This is a genomic window from uncultured Rikenella sp. (assembly GCF_910579375.1).
GTDB lineage: Bacteria > Bacteroidota > Bacteroidia > Bacteroidales > Rikenellaceae > Rikenella.
Map to the genome: position 1 here is coordinate 1 of NZ_CAJTUJ010000015.1, position 19,278 is coordinate 19,278.

The 19,278-nt window shown below is 56.4% G+C and carries 12 protein-coding genes; 9 read left to right on the forward strand and 3 right to left on the reverse strand.

Annotation, left to right across the window (positions count from 1 at the left end):
- Positions 1-247: 247 nt before the first annotated feature.
- Together QZ302_RS02820 and QZ302_RS02825 are read right to left on the reverse strand one after the other, a co-directional pair.
- Entirely contained in the window at positions 248-1,513 is a 1,266-nt protein-coding gene (locus QZ302_RS02820) for an adenylosuccinate synthase (RefSeq protein ID WP_294592242.1), read from the reverse strand.
- Between the two features lie 87 nt (positions 1,514-1,600).
- The gene (locus QZ302_RS02825; protein ID WP_294592244.1) at positions 1,601-2,443 is read right to left on the reverse strand and encodes a S1-like domain-containing RNA-binding protein; all 843 of its coding nucleotides are present in this window, start codon (positions 2,441-2,443) and stop codon (positions 1,601-1,603) included.
- Positions 2,444-2,590: 147 nt separating this feature from the next.
- Between QZ302_RS02825 and QZ302_RS02830 the strand changes: the two genes are divergently transcribed.
- The 8 genes from QZ302_RS02830 to QZ302_RS02865 all read left to right on the forward strand — a co-directional run bounded on the left by QZ302_RS02830 (position 2,591) and on the right by QZ302_RS02865 (position 14,709).
- Complete coding sequence (locus QZ302_RS02830; RefSeq protein ID WP_294592246.1) at positions 2,591-3,397, forward strand: amidohydrolase; 807 nt, start codon at positions 2,591-2,593, stop codon at positions 3,395-3,397.
- A 6-nt stretch (positions 3,398-3,403) separates the two neighbouring features.
- Complete coding sequence (locus tag QZ302_RS02835; protein ID WP_294592248.1) at positions 3,404-4,183, forward strand: sulfite exporter TauE/SafE family protein; 780 nt, start codon at positions 3,404-3,406, stop codon at positions 4,181-4,183.
- Between the two features lie 10 nt (positions 4,184-4,193).
- Complete coding sequence (locus QZ302_RS02840) at positions 4,194-5,147, forward strand: lytic transglycosylase domain-containing protein (RefSeq protein WP_294592250.1); 954 nt, start codon at positions 4,194-4,196, stop codon at positions 5,145-5,147.
- Entirely contained in the window at positions 5,137-8,025 is a 2,889-nt protein-coding gene (gene uvrA / locus QZ302_RS02845) for an excinuclease ABC subunit UvrA (protein ID WP_294592252.1), read from the forward strand. Before QZ302_RS02840 ends, uvrA begins: the two co-directional genes overlap by 11 nt.
- 111 nt (positions 8,026-8,136) lie before the next feature.
- Positions 8,137-10,101: a DUF349 domain-containing protein gene (locus QZ302_RS02850; RefSeq protein WP_294592254.1), complete on the forward strand. Its 1,965-nt coding sequence runs from the start codon at positions 8,137-8,139 to the stop codon at positions 10,099-10,101.
- Positions 10,102-10,115: 14 nt separating this feature from the next.
- On the forward strand, positions 10,116-11,741 hold the full coding sequence (locus tag QZ302_RS02855; protein ID WP_294592256.1) for a CTP synthase: 1,626 nt from the start codon (positions 10,116-10,118) through the stop codon (positions 11,739-11,741).
- A gap of 10 nt (positions 11,742-11,751) precedes the next feature.
- Complete coding sequence (yidC, locus tag QZ302_RS02860; protein WP_294592259.1) at positions 11,752-13,662, forward strand: membrane protein insertase YidC; 1,911 nt, start codon at positions 11,752-11,754, stop codon at positions 13,660-13,662.
- 435 nt (positions 13,663-14,097) lie between these two features.
- Complete coding sequence (locus QZ302_RS02865; RefSeq protein WP_294592261.1) at positions 14,098-14,709, forward strand: DUF308 domain-containing protein; 612 nt, start codon at positions 14,098-14,100, stop codon at positions 14,707-14,709.
- A gap of 77 nt (positions 14,710-14,786) precedes the next feature.
- Here QZ302_RS02865 and QZ302_RS02870 read toward each other — a convergent pair whose 3' ends face one another.
- Positions 14,787-16,565, reverse strand: coding sequence for a glycoside hydrolase domain-containing protein (locus QZ302_RS02870; protein ID WP_294592263.1), 1,779 nt, complete (start codon positions 16,563-16,565; stop codon positions 14,787-14,789).
- 229 nt (positions 16,566-16,794) lie between these two features.
- Between QZ302_RS02870 and QZ302_RS02875 the strand changes: the two genes are divergently transcribed.
- Entirely contained in the window at positions 16,795-19,242 is a 2,448-nt protein-coding gene (locus tag QZ302_RS02875; protein ID WP_294592265.1) for a PQQ-binding-like beta-propeller repeat protein, read from the forward strand.
- Positions 19,243-19,278 lie beyond the last annotated feature (36 nt).

A 19,278-nucleotide genomic window follows, 5' to 3' on the forward strand; every position in this document is an offset into this window, starting at 1 on the left:
AAATTCGATCGCCACGTCGCATGCCGCCAGATTCTCTGCTGTGAGCCGGTCGGTGGTGTCGAAGTCGATAATCAGCGGGATTTCGTGTCCCCGCGAGAGCAGGATCCGTTCGATCTCATGCCCCATCTTGCCGTAGCCTATCAGTGCGATTTTCATAACAGGGTGAAAGTAATACATAAAAAGCGAAAAACAAAATCGGATTTTGTTTTTCGCTTGCTCGATTTGAGGTAAAAAAGGGTTTAACGAATCATCGGACAATCGTCTCGTCCCGATCCGGCCCGACCGAAATAATCTTCACCGGCACGCCCGTCTCCCGTTCGATAAATTCGACATACTCCTTGAACTGCCGCGGAAATTCCTCATAGCGGCGAATCCCGTTAATGTCGCAACTCCACCCTTCGAATTCCTTATATATAGGTGTAATCTCTTCATTGGTCTCATACGGGAACTCCGTCACCCGTTGTCCGCCGATCTCATACGCCACCGCCACCTTAATGGTCGGGAAGGTGTTCAGGACGTCCGATTTCATCATGATGAGTTGCGTCACCCCGTTGATCATCGCGCTATACTTCAGCGCCACGAGGTCGAGCCATCCGCATCTCCGCTCCCGTCCCGTCACTGCACCGAACTCATGCCCGATCTGCTGCAAATCCTTGCCGGTCTGGTCGAAGAGTTCGGTCGGAAACGGCCCGCTCCCGACTCTGGTGCAATAAGCCTTGAAAATCCCGAAGACTTCGCCGATCCGATTCGGCGCCACACCCAAGCCGATGCAAGCCCCGGCGCACACCGTATTGGACGAGGTCACGAACGGATAAGTCCCGTAATCGACATCGAGCAGCGATCCCTGCGCCCCCTCGGCCAAAACGGCCTGCCCGTTGTTCAAGAGGCGGTTCATCTCGTGTTCCGCTTCAATGATGGTGAACTGCCGCAAGGTCTCGATCCCGGCGAACCACTGGGCTTCGTACTCCGCAATGTCGTATGTGAAGCCTTCGAACTGCGCGAGCATGGCGATGTGCTTCTGTTTCAGTCGTTCGTACCGCTCCATGAACGACGGCGAGAGGATGTCCCCCACCCGCAGCCCGTTCCGGCCGGTCTTGTCCATATAGGTCGGCCCGATCCCCTTGAGCGTGGAACCGATCTTGGCCTTCCCCTTAGCCGCTTCGCTGGCGGCGTCGAGCATCCGATGGGTCGGTAAAATGAGGTGTGCTTTTTTGGCGATCCGTATTTTCGCCTTGACATCCACCCCCAACTGCTCCAGCTCGCCGGTCTCCTGGGCGAAAGTCACCGGGTCGAGCACCACTCCGTTGCCGATGATATTGACGGCGTTTTCGCGAAAAATACCGGACGGTATCGACCGCAATACGTGTACCTTATCGCCGAAATGGAGGGAGTGTCCGGCATTCGGCCCTCCCTGGAATCGAGCGATCACGCCGAAATCCGGTGTGAGGACATCGACGACTTTTCCTTTTCCTTCGTCGCCCCATTGCAGGCCGAGAACTACATCGACTTTCATGCAGAGATAAATTTTAGGGTCGGCTGAAAAATACCGACCGGCAAAAGTACAAAAATCCTCGTCTTTTCCGAACAGGTCGGCGGGCGATTATTTTTTGCGATCGATTCGTTCGACCGTCCGATCGCCGCCCTCGACCACGCCATGGCTCATCAGATAGCCCACCGCCCGCTTGAATGTCTTTTTGCTCATTCCGGTCGTCAGCCGCACCTCTTCCGGGTCGGATTTGTCGCCTACGGAGAGTACGCCGCCCGCTTCGTCGATCATTTTCAGGATTTCGTCGGCGGCGATTTTGACCTGGTCGAACCCCTCCTGTTGCAGCGAGATGTCGATCCGGTGGTCTTCCGCGATCTTCCGCACGTACCCCTTCATCCGCATGCCGAGTTTCACGTCGGTGAAGATTTGGTTGTCGTAGAGCATCCCCCAGTGGCGGTCGTTGATAACCACTCGGTATCCCTTGGGTTTCCGCACGGCGATCAGAATATCGACCTCCTCTTTTGGTCGCACGGTAATCTCGTCGTTATTGACCCGTGTTGCCAATTTCGTCGTCCCCACCGGACGCCCCGTCACGTTGTCTACGTACAAGGCCACGGCGTACCATTCGCCGACCATCATCGGCGCCTGCTGGTTCCGTTTCGGCACGAAGAGGTCTTTGGGCAGCCCCCAGTCGACGAACGTGCCGTGGTAGTTGAAGCCCACGGCCTGCAAGGCCGCAATCCCTCCCTCAACGACCTTCGGCCGTTCGGTCGTCGCCACCGGACGGTCTTCCGAATCGGTATAGACGAAGACCTCCATCGGATCGCCGACGGTGTAGTTTTCCGGCATGTATCGTTTCGGGAGCAGCACCTCGCGCCCCTCTTCGTCCGTCAGGTAGAGCCCGTTGTCGGTCTCGCGCGCGATGGTCAGCCGATTGTAATTCGCAACTCGTATCAATTTCTCCGCTTTCGTTTTTTGGTTGCTACAAAGATAGAATTTTCCGCGATAGTTTGACCGGGGTGCCGAATTATCCGCCGACTTTCGTTGCAGGAAAGCCGGCGGAAGCGTAACTTTGCACGATTCGATGGTTTACTTTCCGAAGCGATGGACAAATTACTGAAATTAGCTGTTTTTCAAATGGATACCCGGTGGGAGTCGTCGGCGGAAAATTGCCGGCGGGTGGCCGAATGGGTCGATCGGGAGGCGGGCGAGGCGGATCTGATCGTCCTGCCCGAGATGTTCGCCACGGGGTTCAGTATGGAGCCGGAGCGGATCGCGCAGGAGATGGAGGGCGAGGCGGTTTCGTTTTTGCGCGAACTGGCGATGCGGACGGGAAAGGCGATTATTACGAGCGTGGCGATTCGCGACCACATCCGGCGGACGGAGGCGGAGACGGGATTTTTCAACCGGCTGTTTTTCGTCGCTCCGGACGGCGTGTGGCTGACCTATAACAAACGACACCTGTTCCGGATGGGGGGCGAGCACGAGCGGTATGCTCCGGGGAGCGAGCGGCGGCTGATCGTTCACTACAAAGGGTTTCGGATTTGCCCGATGATCTGTTACGACTTGCGTTTCCCGGTCTTTTCGCGGAATCGGAAGGATTACGACGTACTGGTTTATGTGGCCAGCTGGCCGGAGGCGCGGCGGTATGCGTGGAGCACGCTGCTGCGGGCGCGGGCAATCGAAAATCAGGCTTATGTGGTGGGCTGCAACCGATGCGGAACGGATCCGGGGAACAGCTATTCGGGCGATTCGGCGGTGCTCGACTTTCTGGGGCAGCCGCTGGCGGAGGCAGTGCCGGGGCGGGAGGAGATGATCCATGCCACCCTTTCGCTCGATGAGCTGGAGGGTTTCCGGAAGCGGTTTCCGGCCCACCTGGATGCCGATGACTTCACACTGAGCGAGGAGTAGCAGCCGATGAGCGTCTCGATCGTCATACTGCTGATCTGTTCCGGGATTTTCGTCGGCGTGGTCAATACCTTTGCCGGGGCGGCCGCGGCGGTGTCGATCTCGGTCTATACGGCGCTGGGGCTTCCGATCGAGATCGCTAACGGAACGAACCGCCTGCCGGTGCTGTTCCAGGCTACGGCTGCGGCGGTCAATTTCCGGAAACAGCATTTGCTCGACTATTCCTTGGGGCTGAAGTTAGGGATACCGACGGCTTTGGGAGCGTTGGCGGGGGCCGAGTTTGCGGCATGGGTCGATCCGTCGATCTTCGTCATCCTGCTGGCGACGATCCTCATTTTGCTGCTGACGTTGTTGATATTCAGTCCGAACCGTATCTTCAAAGGAAACGGGAAACCGCCGAGAGGGGTGCGGAAACTGGATCTCCTGTGGTTCTTTCTGGTGGGACTCTACGGCGGCGCGTTCCAGATCGGGATGGGGTATGTGATCCTGGGGCTGACCATCATGGGAATGGGATACGACGTGATTACGGCCAACGCGCTGAAGAGCTTCATCGTGATGCTCTACATCCCGTTTTCGCTGGCCGTCTTCATGTATCACGGCCAGATCGCTTACGGCTACGGCCTCGTGCACTCGATCGGGAACGTCATCGGCGCTTATGTGGCTTCGCGCTATGCGACGCGGATCAATACGCAGTTCCTGCGGTGGCTCTTAGTGGTCTTCATCGTGCTGACCGTATTGGATTTGTTTAAAATAATCAGCATTAAAAATGCGTTGGATAACATATTGTAGATCGACTGAAATGAAAAAAATCGCGATTCTGTTTGCCGCCGCTTTTTCGGCGGGTAGTGTGACCGTGGCTTGTGCCCAGCAGGGGAAGGGGGGACGCCCTTCCCCTTCGCCGGCCCCGGCGGCTGTGGCCGAGGTGCCGAGCGAGGCTTCGCCGGTGTTCGTACCCAATTTGCCGCGGGAGCTGACCTTTGCCGGCGAACGGGTTCCGCTCGAATATGCCGAGGTGCGCGAGGCGCTGGAACGCGAGATGACCGTCACGATGTTCATGCAATCGCGGACGTTGCGCACGCTGCGGATGACGACCCGCTACTTTCCGGTCATCGAGCCGATCATGAAGAAGTATGGCATTCCGGAGGACTTCAAGTATCTCTGTATGGCGGAGAGCAATCTGGACCCGAACACCGTCTCGCCGGTCGGAGCTTCGGGGCTGTGGCAGCTGATGAAGTCGGCGGCCAAAGATTACGGGGTCGAGACGGGCGACAATGTCGACCTGCGGTTCCATGTCGAGCAATCGACCGAAGCGGCGTGCAAGTACCTGCGCGACGCTTACAAACGGTACGGCAACTGGACGATGGCGGCCGCTTCGTACAATGCGGGGCTGGCGGGGGTCAGCAAACGGATGGCGATCCAGGGGGTGAAGTCCTACTACGACCTCTTTTTGCCGGAGGAGACGATGCGGTATGTCTACCGGATCCTCTCCTGCAAACTGCTGGTCGAAAATCCGAAAAAATACGGCTTCCACTTGCGGCGGAAGGACTATTTGCCGGCATTCGAAAACTACAGACGGGTGAAGGTCGGCGGCCCGAATATCGAATGGTCGGCGGTGGCGGCCAAATACGGAACGAATTACAAAGTATTGCGGATACTCAATCCGTGGATTCGGAGTTACGAGTACGCGAACAAGGCGGGAACGACCTACGAGGTCATGATTCCGACCGAAGGGTTCAGAGAAAATGGAAAATAAACACGATCGGATTATCGTCGAGGGGGCGCGAGTGCACAACCTCAAAAACGTGGACGTCACGATTCCGCGGAACAAACTGACCGTGATTACCGGTCTGTCGGGTTCGGGAAAATCGTCGCTGGCCTTCGACACCATCTATGCCGAGGGTCAGCGCAGGTATCTCGAGACGCTGTCGGCCTATGCCCGCCAGTTTTTCGGCACGCTGGAACGGCCGGACGTGGACAAGATCACGGGGCTCAGTCCGGTGATCTCCATCGAGCAGAAGACCACGGGGCGCAACCCGCGTTCGACGGTGGGGACGGTGACCGAGATCAACGACTTCATGCGCCTCTTGTTCGCAAGGGCTTCGGTGGCCTACTCCAAGGCGACGGGCGAAGAGATGGTGCACTACAGCGACCAGCGGATTACGGAGCTCATCATTGAACGGTTCGATGGCAAACGGATTGCGTTGCTTGCGCCGGTGGTGAAGGGGCGGAAAGGACACTATCGCGAACTGTTCGCTTCGATGATCAAGAAGGGGTACCTCTATGCGAGGGTGGACGGCGAGATTGTGGAACTGCATGCCGGAATGCAGCTCGACCGCTACAAAGTACACCACATCGAGCTGGTGATCGACCGGACGGTGGCGGAGGCAGGGGCCGAAGCACGCATCAAAAAGAGCCTCGAAGAGGCGATGCGGCAGGGGAAAGGGACGATGATGGTGGCGGACTACGAGACGGGCGAGGCCAGGTATTACAGCCGGAACCTGATGTGTCCGACGACGGGGATTTCGTACAATGAACCGGCACCGCACACTTTTTCGTTCAACTCGCCGCAGGGGGCCTGTCCACACTGCAACGGATTGGGCGAGGAGACGGTGTTCGACATTTCGCGGATCATTCCGGACGGCAGCAAGTCGATTAACAAGGGGGGGATTCAGCCGCTCGGGAAGCCGAAAACCAACTCCATCTTTAACAAGATGGGGGCATTGGCGGCGCGGTACGACTTCACCTTCGACACGCCGCTCGACGAGTTGGACGAAGTGGCGATGAACGCCTTGCTTTACGGGGACGCCACGCCGCTGCGGGTGACGGCTCTGTCGGGAGCGCGGAACAGCTGTATGACGACTTGGGAGGGGGTGATCGCCTACCTCGAAGCGGAGGCCGAAGAGGGCGAACGCGGGACGAAGTGGAAGGAGCAGTATGTGGAACGCAGGCCGTGTTCGGTGTGCGGCGGGACGCGGCTGCGCGAGGACTCGCTCTACTTCCGGATCGACGGAAAGAACATCGCGGAGCTCTCGGCGATGAGCATCGAGGAGCTCACCGCGTGGTTCGACGGGATCGAAAACCGATTGACCAGGAAGCAACAAGCCATTGCGCGGGATATTCTGAAAGAGATTCGCGACCGGTTGCGGTTCCTGATGGATGTGGGATTGGGCTACCTGTCGCTGTCGCGCTCGTCGCGGACGCTGAGCGGCGGGGAGAGCCAGCGGATTCGGCTGGCGACGCAGATCGGATCGAAGCTGGTCAACGTGCTTTACATCCTCGACGAACCGAGCATCGGGCTGCACCAGCGGGATAATGTCAAACTCATCAATTCGCTCCGCCAGCTGCGGGACGCGGGGAACAGCGTGATCGTGGTGGAGCACGACCAGGAGATGATCGAATCGGCGGACTGGGTGGTGGATGTCGGGCCGGCGGCGGGCAGAAAGGGAGGGGAGATTTCTGCGGTAGGGACACTGGATGAAGTACTGAAAACGCCTACCTATACGACCGATTACCTGACCGGGCGGCGGGCGATCGAGATTCCGGCGACACTCAGGAAAGGGTCTGGCAAATTCCTGACTGTCAAGGGGGCCAAGGGGAACAATCTCAAGCATATTACGGTCAAGTTCCCGCTCGGGAAGTTGATCGTGGTGACGGGGGTGAGCGGCAGCGGGAAATCGACCTTGATCAACCAGACGCTGCGTCCGGCCATTGCGCGGGAGCTCTACCGGTCGTTCGACCAGCCGCTGCCTTACGACAAAATCGAGGGGATGGAGCATATCGACAAACTGGTGATCGTCGACCAGTCGCCCATCGGGCGCAGTCCGCGGAGCAATCCGGCGACCTACTCCAATGTCTTCGGCGATATCCGTAAGCTGTTCGAGGCGACGCCGGATGCGCAGATCAGGGGATATAAGGCGGGCCGATTCTCGTTCAATGTGAAGGGGGGACGGTGCGAGGAGTGCCGCGGTGCGGGGGTACAGACCATCGAGATGAACTTTCTGCCGGACGTCTATGTGACCTGCAAGGCATGCAACGGACATCGGTATAACCGGGAGACGTTGCAGGTGAAGTACAAGGGGAAAAATATCGACGAAGTGCTGAACATGACGGTCAATCAGGCGGTTGAGTTTTTCGAGCACGTACCGACCATTCATCAGAAACTCAAGGCGATTCAGGATGTGGGGCTGGGATATTTGCGGCTCGGGCAGCCGTGCACGACCCTGAGCGGAGGCGAGAGCCAGCGGATCAAGCTCTCGGCGGAGCTCTCGCGGCGGGATACGGGCAGCACGCTCTACATTCTGGACGAACCGACTACGGGGCTTCATTTCGAAGATATCCGGGTGTTGCTGGGGGTGCTGAACAAGCTGGCGGACAAAGGAAACACGGTGATCGTGATCGAACACAACCTGGATGTGATCAAAGTGGCCGACCACCTGATCGACATCGGGCCCGAGGGAGGCGAAGGGGGCGGCGAGTTGATCGTTCAGGGGACGCCGACCGAAGTGGCGGCATGCGAACGGAGCTATACCGGTCGGTTCCTGAAACCGCTGCTGGAAAAGGCGGCTCCGAAAGCGGCCAAGAGCCGGCGACCCAAGGCGAAAAAATTTGAGAATGGCGAAAAAACTTCCTAATTTTGTAGGAACGTTTGGGATGCCCGCTTTTCCGAAGCGGCTTGATTAAGCAAACTTCTTCGGAAAGGCGGGCATCTTTGATTTTGTCAACTCAAACAACCTGAACAACACATGGAAAGTCAAGGTTTACCTTCTGCTCAGAACCCTGTCGAAGCGCAGAGCGAGCAGTTCGACACTCCTGCTCCGCAAGAGGCCGCAGCAATCGCCCCTGAGGAGACGGAAGTCGAAACTACGCAGGAAACTACCGTCCCGATGGCGACGGAAAACGAAACGCCGGCTGCTGCCAATCCCTATGCGGGGAAGACGCAGGAGGAGCTGATCGCTCTGCTGGCGGAGATGCTGGAAAAACGTCCGGTGCAACAGTTGCGGGGGGATGTCGAAGCCGTGAAGATCGCTTTTTACAAAGCGGGGCGGGCCGAAATCGAGGCACAGCGGACGGCTTTTATCGAAAACGGCGGTGCGGCCGAAGATTTCAAACCGGCCGAAAACGAAAATGAAGCGAAATTCAAGGAGTCGCTGGTTCGGTATCGGGAGAAACGGGACGCTTTCGTCAATCAGGCCGAAGAGGAGAAAGAGCGGGCTTATGCGACGAAGTTGCGGATTATCGAAGAGCTCAAAGAGCTGGTGAACGGGAACGAGACGTTGGGACAGACGTTCAATGCCTTTCGTGAGTTGCAGCAGCGGTGGAAAGAGGCGGGACTGGTACCGCAGGAGAAACTCAAGGATTTGTGGGAGACCTATCATCACCACGTCGAGAATTTCTATAACTACATCAAAATCAACAAGGAACTTCGCGATCTAGACCTCAAAAAGAACTACGAGGCGAAGACGGAACTGGCGGAAGAGGCCGAAAAGCTGATGCTGGAGCCGAGCGTGACGGAGGCGTTCCACAAGTTGCAGAAACTGCACGACCAGTGGCGCGAGATCGGGCCGGTGGCGGCGGAGTTCAAGGAGGCTTTGTGGGATCGCTTCAAGGAGGCCAGCCGGCAGATCAATAAGCGACATCAGGACTATTTCGAAGGGATCAAGGAGGAGCAGAAACAAAATCTGGCCCTCAAAACCGAGTTGTGCGAGAAGGTCGAAGAGTTGGCGGCAGGGGCTTTGACGTCGCACAAGGAGTGGAATGCCGCTTCGGAACGGGTGATCGAGATTCAAAAGGTGTGGAAAACCATCGGGTTTGCACCGAAAAAAGATAATACGAAGATTTACGAACGTTTCCGGGCCGCTTGCGACCGCTTTTTCGAAGCGAAGCGGACTTTTTATCAAGGGATGAAGTCCGAAATCGCGGATAACTTGCAGGCGAAACTGGATCTTTGCGTTCAGGCCGAGGCGTTGCAGGAGAGCGAAGACTGGAAAGCCACGACGGATGCGCTGATCGCCTTGCAGAAGAAGTGGAAAGAGATCGGCGCCACGTCGCGGAAGCACTCGGAACAGGTGTGGAAACGGTTCCGGACGGCCAGCGATCGGTTCTTTGCCCGCAAAGCGGAACATTTCGGGAATCAGGATTCGCAATATGCGGAAAATCTGACCCAGAAACAGTCGTTGTTGGACGAGATGCGCGCCCGGTTGCAGGAGAAGGCGGGTATCACGTTCGACGCGATCAAGGAGTACCAGCGGAAGTGGGCCGAGATCGGGTTCGTGCCGATCAAAAAGAAGGAGGCGATTCAGGCTGAATATCGGAAAATCGTGGACGGACTGTTCGACCTGCTGAGGGGAGAGGAACGGGAGCGTCACCTGCGTAATTTCCGCGACAAAGTAGCGAAGATTCAGGAGGAAGGGAGTCGGAAGCTGGGACAGGAACGCGATCGGATCTATGCGAAAATTCGGCAGATCGAAGCGGATATCCAGCTGTGGGAGAACAACATCGGTTTCTTCTCCAAGTCGAAAAACGCCGAAGGGCTGGTGAAAGAAGTCGAATCGAAAATCGCACGGGCTAAGGCACAGATTGCCACGATGCTGGAGAAAATCAAACTGATCGACCGTCCGGTGCAGCAGAACGGGACGACGGGGGACGAAGAGACGCCTGCCGAAGCTATGACCCCGGAAGAGGCAGATATGAAAGGACAGGAAGAATAATGGATGACATTTCTATGAAATCACAGACCAAATACATTTTTGTAACCGGCGGGGTAGCCTCTTCGCTGGGGAAAGGGATTATCGCGGCGTCGCTGGCCAAGTTGTTGCAGGCCAGGGGATATTCCGTGACGATCCAGAAACTCGACCCATATATCAACGTCGATCCGGGAACGCTCAATCCGTATGAACACGGCGAATGTTACGTGACCGAGGACGGGGCGGAGACCGACCTGGACTTGGGACACTACGAACGGTTCCTCGGGCGGCCGACTTCACAGGCCAATAACGTCACTACTGGGCGGATTTACCAGAGCGTCATCAACAAAGAGCGGCGCGGGGAATTTCTGGGAAAGACGGTTCAGGTGATTCCGCACATTACGGATGAGATCAAACGGCGCATTCAATACCTCGGGGCGAAACATAAGTACGATGTGGTGATTACCGAGATCGGCGGTACGGTGGGGGATATCGAATCGCTGCCCTACATCGAGTCCGTGCGGCAGCTCCGGTATGAACTGGGGTTCGGGAATACTTTGGTGGTGCACTTGACCCTGATTCCTTATATGCGGGCCAGCGGCGAGCTGAAGACCAAGCCGACGCAACACTCGGTCAAACAGCTGCAGGAGAACGGGTTGCAGCCGGATATCCTCGTGCTGCGGTCGGAAATGCCGCTGACCGAAGAGGTGAAGCGGAAAGTCGCTCTGTTCTGCAACGTGGAACCGGACGCAGTGGTGGCATCGCTCGACGTGCCGACCATTTACGAAGTGCCGCTCATGATGCTCGACCAGAAGCTGGATATCGTCTCGCTGCGGAAGTTGGGACTCGATACCGAACGGCCGATCGACCTCGAAAAATGGCGCGATTTCGTCGATCGGGTCAAACATCCGGACAACGGGACGGTGCGGATCGCATTGGTTGGGAAATACACCGAACTGCCGGATGCCTATAAATCGATTTGCGAAGCGTTTGTACATGCCGGAGCGACCAATCATGTCAAGGTGAGCTTGCAATACGTGAACTCGGAAAAGATTACGCCCGAAAATGTGGCTGCCACCTTGGGTGATATGAGCGGGATTCTCGTGGCGCCGGGCTTCGGACATCGAGGATTGGAAGGGAAGATCACGGCGGTACGTTATGCGCGGGAGAACGGTGTTCCGTTCCTGGGGATTTGCCTCGGGATGCAGTGCAGCGTGATCGAATACGCCCGGAATGTCCTGGGGTTGGCTGAGGCCAATTCCACCGAAACGGGGGCGACGCCGGATCCGGTGATCGACCTGATGGAAGAACAGAAAGGGATTACGGAAAAGGGTGGAACGATGCGCCTCGGGGCCTATCCGTGCCGGTTGCAGGAGGGATCGCACGCCTATGCGGCATACGGAAAGGCGGATATCTCGGAACGGCATCGGCATCGTTACGAGTTCAATAACAAATACAAAGACGCCTTGGCGGCGGCAGGGATGATTGCCACGGGGATCAACCCGGATACCAATCTGGTAGAGGCGGTCGAAGTCGAGGGACACCCGTGGTTCGTCGGCGTGCAGTACCATCCGGAATATAAAAGCACGGTCATCCATCCGCATCCGCTTTTCGTCGGATTTGTGGCAGCGGCCATCGATTATCGGGATAACAAGCAGAAATAGCGTTTCATAGATGAATAAAAACACACTGATCGGTTTGCTGATTATCGGCGTACTCTTGTTCGGGTTCAGCTGGTACAACAACAAACAATACACGGAGCGGTTAGCGGCGCAACAGGAACAACAGCGGATCAACGACTCCATTGCACGGGCCGATGCGCCGGCAGGGCAACAAGGGTTGGCCACGGACGAAAGTTTCAACCAGGGGAGCCTGATGCCGGATACGGCAGCAGTGAATCCGCAGGCACCGGCGGTGGGAACCGTGCTGGGTGGAGGCGGCGGCATATACAATGCCCAATTGGTCGGAAAAGAGGAGTTTTACACCCTCGAAAACGATCTTTTCGAGTTGACATTCTCGAATAAAGGGGGGCGGATTGCAGCGGCACGGCTCAAGGAGTACAAGCGGTATAACGGAGAGCCGCTGATGCTCTTCACCGAAGCGGGTTCGCGGTTCAACCTGAACCTCTTCGCACCGATGCAGATCAATACCGCCGACTTCTATTTCACGCCTCAAACGGTTTCGGATTCCGTAATCGCCTTCCGGCTCTATGCGGACAGTGCGAAGGCTTCCTATCTGGAATATCGCTATGCGATTCGGCCGGACAACTATCTGGTGGACATGAAGATCGACCTCTCGCACTTCAAAGAGAAGATTGCGCCGAACCAACCGGATATGACGTTGGCATGGAACATCGTCTCGCCGCAGGAAGAGAAAGGGTTCCAGAACGAAAACAACTATACGACGATCGCTTACAAATATCCGGGCGAGAGCTCTATCGAGGAGTTCGGCATGTCCACGGGGACGAAGGAGGAGAACATCTCGACGAAAGTCCAATGGGTGGCTTTCAAGCAGCAGTTCTTTTCATCGATCATTGTCGCCAATGACAACTTCGCTACGGCGGCTTTGAAATACAACACCTTCCCGCCGACGGACGATAATATCAAGGACTTCTCGGCAGCGATGACACTCCCCTACTCGGCTTCGATGACCGAAGGGTATGACCTGCAATTCTACTTCGGGCCGAATAAATTCTCGGTTTTGAAGCAGTACGGAGATTTGGAGTTCCAGAAACTCGTGCCGCTGGGCTGGTGGATTATCGGATGGATCAACCGGTATGTCGTCATTCCCGTATTCGATTTCCTGGGGAGTTACATTGCCAACTTCGGCATCGTTATCCTGATCCTGACGGTGCTGATCAAGTTGTTGATCTTCCCGCTCACTTATAAATCGTACCTCTCGACGGCGAAAATGCGGCTCTTGAAACCGGAGATCGACAAACTGAACGAAAAGTATCCCCGCAAAGAGGATGCGATGAAGAAACAACAGGCGATGATGCAGCTCTATAAGTCGGCCGGGGTCAATCCGATGGGCGGATGTCTGCCGATGCTGATTCAGTTTCCGATCCTGATCGCCATGTTCCGCTTCTTCCCGGCGGCGATCGAGTTGCGGGACAAATCGTTCCTCTGGGCGGACGACCTGTCGTCGTATGACAGCATCTGGACTTTCCCGGACGGTTTCAGCATTCCGTTCTATGGCGATCATGTCAGTCTGTTCGCTTTGCTGATGGCGGTTTCGCTCTTCATCACTTCGAAAATCAACTATGCGCAGTCGGCGGGGATGAGCAACCAGCAGATGCCGGGGATGAAGTTCATGATGCTCTATCTCATGCCGGTTCTGTTGTTGGTTTGGTTCAATAACTACTCGGCGGGGCTGTGCTATTACTACTTTTTGTCCAATCTGATCACCATCGGGCAGACTTATGCGTTCCGGTATATCGTGGACGAGAAAAAGTTGCATGCCCAGATGATGGAGAATACGAAAAAGCCGATCAAGAAGTCGAAATGGCAGATGCGTCTCGAGGAGATGCAGCGGCAACAGGAGGCGTTGCGCAAACAACAACAGCAACGTGGCGGTAAACGATAAATTCTGTCTTTGCCCGGGAGGGTACTGTTCTTTTTAACTTCGCTGCGCTCGTTTTCCTCCTCGCCGCTCGGCAATTTGCAAACCATGTTTGCATTGCCCTCGCTGGCAGCGTCGGTTGTGAACAAAAAGAACCAAAAAAACTTTCGAGCGCATCCCTGTGGGATGCTCTGGCCGTGTCTGCCCGATTGGTTGGGCTGGGTTTTCTCGGCGGGGCGCTATAATGCGAGTATTACCCCAATGCGCCCGCGCCGGAAAACCACAGCCCAACGAACAAGGCGGAGAGAACCCGTGGTCGGCCCAACGGGACGACCTCTGCAAAAGTTCTTTGCGCCGCTTTCTTACAAGAAAGCGGCAGTTCCCTGCGGGTAGACACGGAATAACCAAGTCTTGGCGCGGTTTTTGTTGAAATTCGGATAAAACTTAATTTACATCAGAATGGAAAAGACTATAAGAACCTATAATGCTCTCTTGTGGGGTATTGTAGCCATGATTGTCGGACTCGTGATGATCGTTTGGTCCGTCAGGATTCTACAATGGGGCGTTAAATTGATCGGTGTGGTCGCCATCGTAATCGGAGTCGTTCAATTCGTCAGCTTCATGGTACGAACCAAAGGGATGACAGACCGGTGGAAATACCTGCCGATTGCCGCTCCGATTGCCGTGATTTGGGGGACACTGTTACTGCTCAGTCCAGAGCTGTGGACGAACCTCTTCCTGATTCTGTTCGGCGTACTCTTGATTTTCTTGGGGCTCTATCAGTTGGTCTCGATGTACAAAATCAAGAAAAACGGCGTGAAAGTACCCGGGTTCTACTTTTTCTTTTCGATTTTGCTGATGGTAGCCGGGATTTTCGCCGCCGCACAACCGACCTATATGGCCTCTTGGTTCATGACCTTTATCGGAGCTTGGATTCTGGCCTATGGTGTGATGGAAATTTTCAGTTACTTCACCTTGCGGGCTCCGTTGGAAGGACACGAAGCTCCGGTGTCGCAGGAAAAAGAAGAGACCAAGGCGGTGGATGAAGAGGTGAAAAAAATCGAAGAATAAGCCTTGGGAGATTGAAAATTAAGAACGGCCTCGGAAAATTTTCCGAGGCCGTTCTATTTATATGCTCAGTACGCGAATTATAACGCATTCAATAACGCGTGCAACTCCGCCACCATCTCCGTAGCCGATTGGCCGCTCGCCGCCAAACCCTCCGGAGTGAATTTGGCCACCGTCCGATTCAATTTGTCGAGCTCTTCGGTCGCCCCTCTGGCCCCTAACTCCGCCCGCAACCGGGCGATTTTTTCGCAATCCTGAAGCCCCTCCACCAGACGTTCGAAACGGATGCTGCTCCGCGGCCCCGGATAGATGCTGTAGGTGTCGCCCGCCGCCCAGCTGCGGAAACGCGAATCGCACAACGGATCGGCCGTCCAGCTGTTGACCGCCCAACGCAAATACCCGTCATATCCTCCGGCCACGGCATGAAACACCGTCCACGCCGCTTCGGCCGGCGCCGAGAAGGTGAACGTATTCGGGAAAGCCTCCGTACAACACGTATAAACGGTACTGATCTGTCCCCTCCGTTCGCGTTCCGCCTTCACCTCTTTCGGGAACTGCTGACCATACGGAATACTCAGGTAGTAGAGGTCGGACTCGATCTCCGGATGGTAGTTGCCGGCCAGCGTGATTTTGAATTCCGGATCCGTCTCCCGAATCAGCTTGATCGCTTCGCGCATCGCCTCCATGGGCCGTTCGTCCATCGAGATCGCCGTCTTTTCGAACCACCCTTTTTCACGCAAATGGCGGGCGAAATCCTTCAGAAAAACTCCCCAGTACTCCGTATAAGCCGCATCGCCCGGTTTCGCCTCGACAAACTGCACCCGGTTGGTCGCCTGGTCGTAATAGTCGAACCGTAAATCCCACGGAATCATCGTGTAGCAGTTGATCATCTCATCGATTCCCACCTCGTTCATCATGAATTCGACCCATTTGTCGAAGACCGTATAGTCGTAGCTCCACGTGCCGTCGATCCGTTTGATCCGGGTAATCATGCTGTCGAAATGATCCTCCGTCTGTCCGTTCCACGGTTTGTACATGATGCTGGTCGTAATCGCCCGCTGTCCCGCATCGGCCAACATCCGCATCAGTGGAAGCATCGCATCGAAGTGCGCCCGGCTCCAGAGCGGCACCTGATAATACCGTGCGACGGCATACGGATTCTGCCACAAATCGAGGTGGAACGCCCATTTTTTCGGTTCGGGCAGCGTCCGGGCCAGCACCTCGACTTCGAAAGGCAGGCTCAGCGGCTTGAAATTCGCTCCCGATACGGTCAGCGTCCCTCTGTAACGTCCCGCCCGGACATCGGTCGGAACCCGCAGGCTCAACCAGATCGGACGTGTCGTGCAGGCTTCGATATCGAGCACTTTGTTGATATCCAGCACATCGGCCACCAGCGACGAGTCCCAATCCGCCTTGTTCGGCCGGTGTCCGCAACCGCCCTTGCCGTCTTTGTTGAGCTCGTCGGTCATCACATAGCGCACGAAATGAGGCGTCACGTCTTCCGAAGGAATCACCGACGACCCGTTTCGCAACTCGCTCACCGTTACTTTCACCTCTTTCAACACCTCGCGCGTCCAAAGCACCGCCTGCGCATGGATCCGCTCGCCTTTCCAGGCTTTCAGCCGCAACCGGCCGATCTTTTCAACCGTCGGGAGATCCTGTTTCGCGTACCGGATATCGGTGCTGCCCCACCCCAGCCGAACCGGAGCCGACATCCGCTCCCACACCTCCCGACCGTCGTGGGCCCGGGTGTCGGTCAGCTCTTCATAGGCGCCCAACGGCGAGTCGTCCGTCTGCTGGCGGGCAAAAGAGGTCGTTCCGCAAAGGAATAAAAGAGAAAAAATCAGGGTATGTTTCATAAAATGAATGGGTTGGTTTTTAATTCGGGCGGCGGCTCTGTACAAAGACCTTCGAACCGTCGTCAAAAGCAAAGATATGGAGGAAAAATGATTCCGGCTCAAAATCGACCCCTCGCTGCCGAATCCTTCCCTCCGGATAGTCGCCCGCACACCTTGGCGATTGTTCCGTAAATTAGTAACTTGCAAAAATTTTGGAGCCTGGCTCCGGATATTTTACTAACCCAAAACCATGAAAAAACTTTTTATTACAGCTCTTTTGTGTGCTCCGCTGTTCGCAGCAGGACAGCTACGGGGAACCGTTTACTACGATGCCGACGGAAACGGCGTGCGTAACGCCACCGAGCGCGGTATGGCCGGTGTATCGGTCAGCAACGGTCGGGAGGTGGTCAAAACCGCCGCCGACGGTTCGTTCGAGTTGCCCGACGATCCGAAGGCCCGCTTTGTAACCGTTACGACGCCGTCGGGTTACCGACCCGGCGAGACGCACTACCTGAAAATCGTTTCCGGGACGGGAAGTTACGATTTCGGGCTGGTGAGGAACGGCCATACCGGCGCATTCGAATTTATCCAGATCACCGACACCGAGACTCCGACGCCGAAGGAGTGGATCGACGATCTGAAGGACTATGCAGCGGCCAATTCGACCGCTTTCATTATGCACACGGGCGATATTTGCTATATGCCGGGACTCGATTTCCATGCCGCGAACGTGCGGAACGGGCAGATGGGTATACCGATGTACTATACGATCGGGAATCACGATCTGGTGCGAGGCGATTACGGCGAACAGTATTTCGAAGAGCGATTCGGGCCGACGTGGTACTCTTTCGAGGTCGGTAACGTCCATTTTCTGGCGCTTCCGATGCTGGGCGGCGACCATGCCCCTTCGTACAGCAAAAAGCAGGTGCTGGAGTGGATCAAAAACGATCTGGCACAGACCGATCCGGATAAGAAGGTCATCATGTTCAACCACGATCTTTGGTTTCCGGGCGACGACTTCGTGATTCGCGCCGGGGGCGATAGCATCGACATGAAGCGACATAACCTCGTTGCCTTTATCTATGGACACTGGCACAGCCAGTATGCCAAGGAGTCGGGCGGCGTGATGACCTATTGCGCATCGACTCCGGACAAGGGCGGGATCGACCATTCCCCGGCCTGCTTCCGGGTGATCAGCGTGGATGCCGAGGGGAATCTGTCGGAGAAGACGCGGGCACGATATACGAATATTCCGGGTACGCTGACCCTGGCGCTGCCGGCGCAGCACGATACGCTTGCGGCGGTGAACGGTACGATTCCGGTGCGGGTGAATGCCTATCGGACTGCGTCGCCGGCTACGGCGGTTCGGGTAGCGTGGGTCGATGGAGCGAAACGAGGCCGGTGGGTGTCGCTGGTGCCGCAGACCGACTGGGGCTGGAGCGGCGCGCTGGCTGTCGGCCATCGGAAAGGGACCCAAAAGCTGGTCACGGAGGCGGATTTTGCGGATGGTACCCGACTGGTGGAACACCGCAGTTTCGTGGTGGCCGATGCACCGGTTGCTGTGACTGTCGGTGCGGATTGGGCCAATCTGGGCGGCACGGCGCCCCATAAGGGGATAGCCGAAGGAGGTGCTTCGTCGGCGCCGCGCTGCGTCTGGTCGCAGAATGCGGGCGGAAATATCTTTATGACTTCGCCGGTGGTGGGCGACGGGCGGGTGTTCGTGGCCACGATCGACGACGACAACCTGAAAAAATGTGCCGTAGTGGCTTACGATGCGACGACCGGACGGGAACTCTGGCGCTTCAAAACCGACAATTCGGTGAAGAATACGATGGTCTACAGCGACGGGCTGGTGCTGGCCTGCGACGCTTCGATGCGGCTCTATGCCATCGACGGGGAGAGCGGAGAGCTGGTTTGGGACAAAAAGCTGACATCGAATATCCTGCCGGAGAACCTGCATGGTTTGGCGGTGGTAAACGGCGTGGTCTATGCGGGACAGGGCGGAAATTTCGCGGCTCTGCGGGTGAAAGATGGCTCGGTGCTTTGGAAAAACGAGGCGTGGAGCGGCGGAGAAGGGACGCAGTCGACGACGACCGTGGGCGAGGGAATCGCTCTGGTATCGTCGCACTGGAACGGCCTGTTTGCACACGATGTGAAGGACGGGCGGCTGCTGTGGAAAAAACAAGACTCGAAGATCCGTTTCCGCGATGGTTCGGCGACGATCTACGACGGGAATATCTATCTGGCCAGCCGCGACGAGCTGTTTTTGATCAATCCGCGGTCGGGTGATATCCTGAAAAGTGCCGTACAGTCGGGCATGACATTCGAGGGGGCTTGTGCGCCGGTGGTAACGGATCGGATGGTCTACGTCGGGACGGCGGACAAAGGGGTCGTCGCGTTCGACCGGAAGAGTTTCCGACCGGTGTGGAATTTCCTGACAAGACCGGCCTTGTTCTACACGGTTCCTTATTATCAGGACTTTCAGAGTTCGGTAGAGACCTCGCCGGTGCTGATCGGTGAAACGCTGGTGTTCGGGGCTTCGGACGGATACCTGTACGGGGTCAATGCCGAGAACGGTCGTTTCCTGTGGAAACGGAACCTCGGGGCGCCGATCTTCTCTTCGCCGGCGGTGAGCGGAGACGGGCTGTGGGTGGCGGATTTTTCCGGAAACCTCTACTGTTTCAAAATCAATCAATAAACAACATAAATTCGGATGAATAAATCGTTGCTTTTG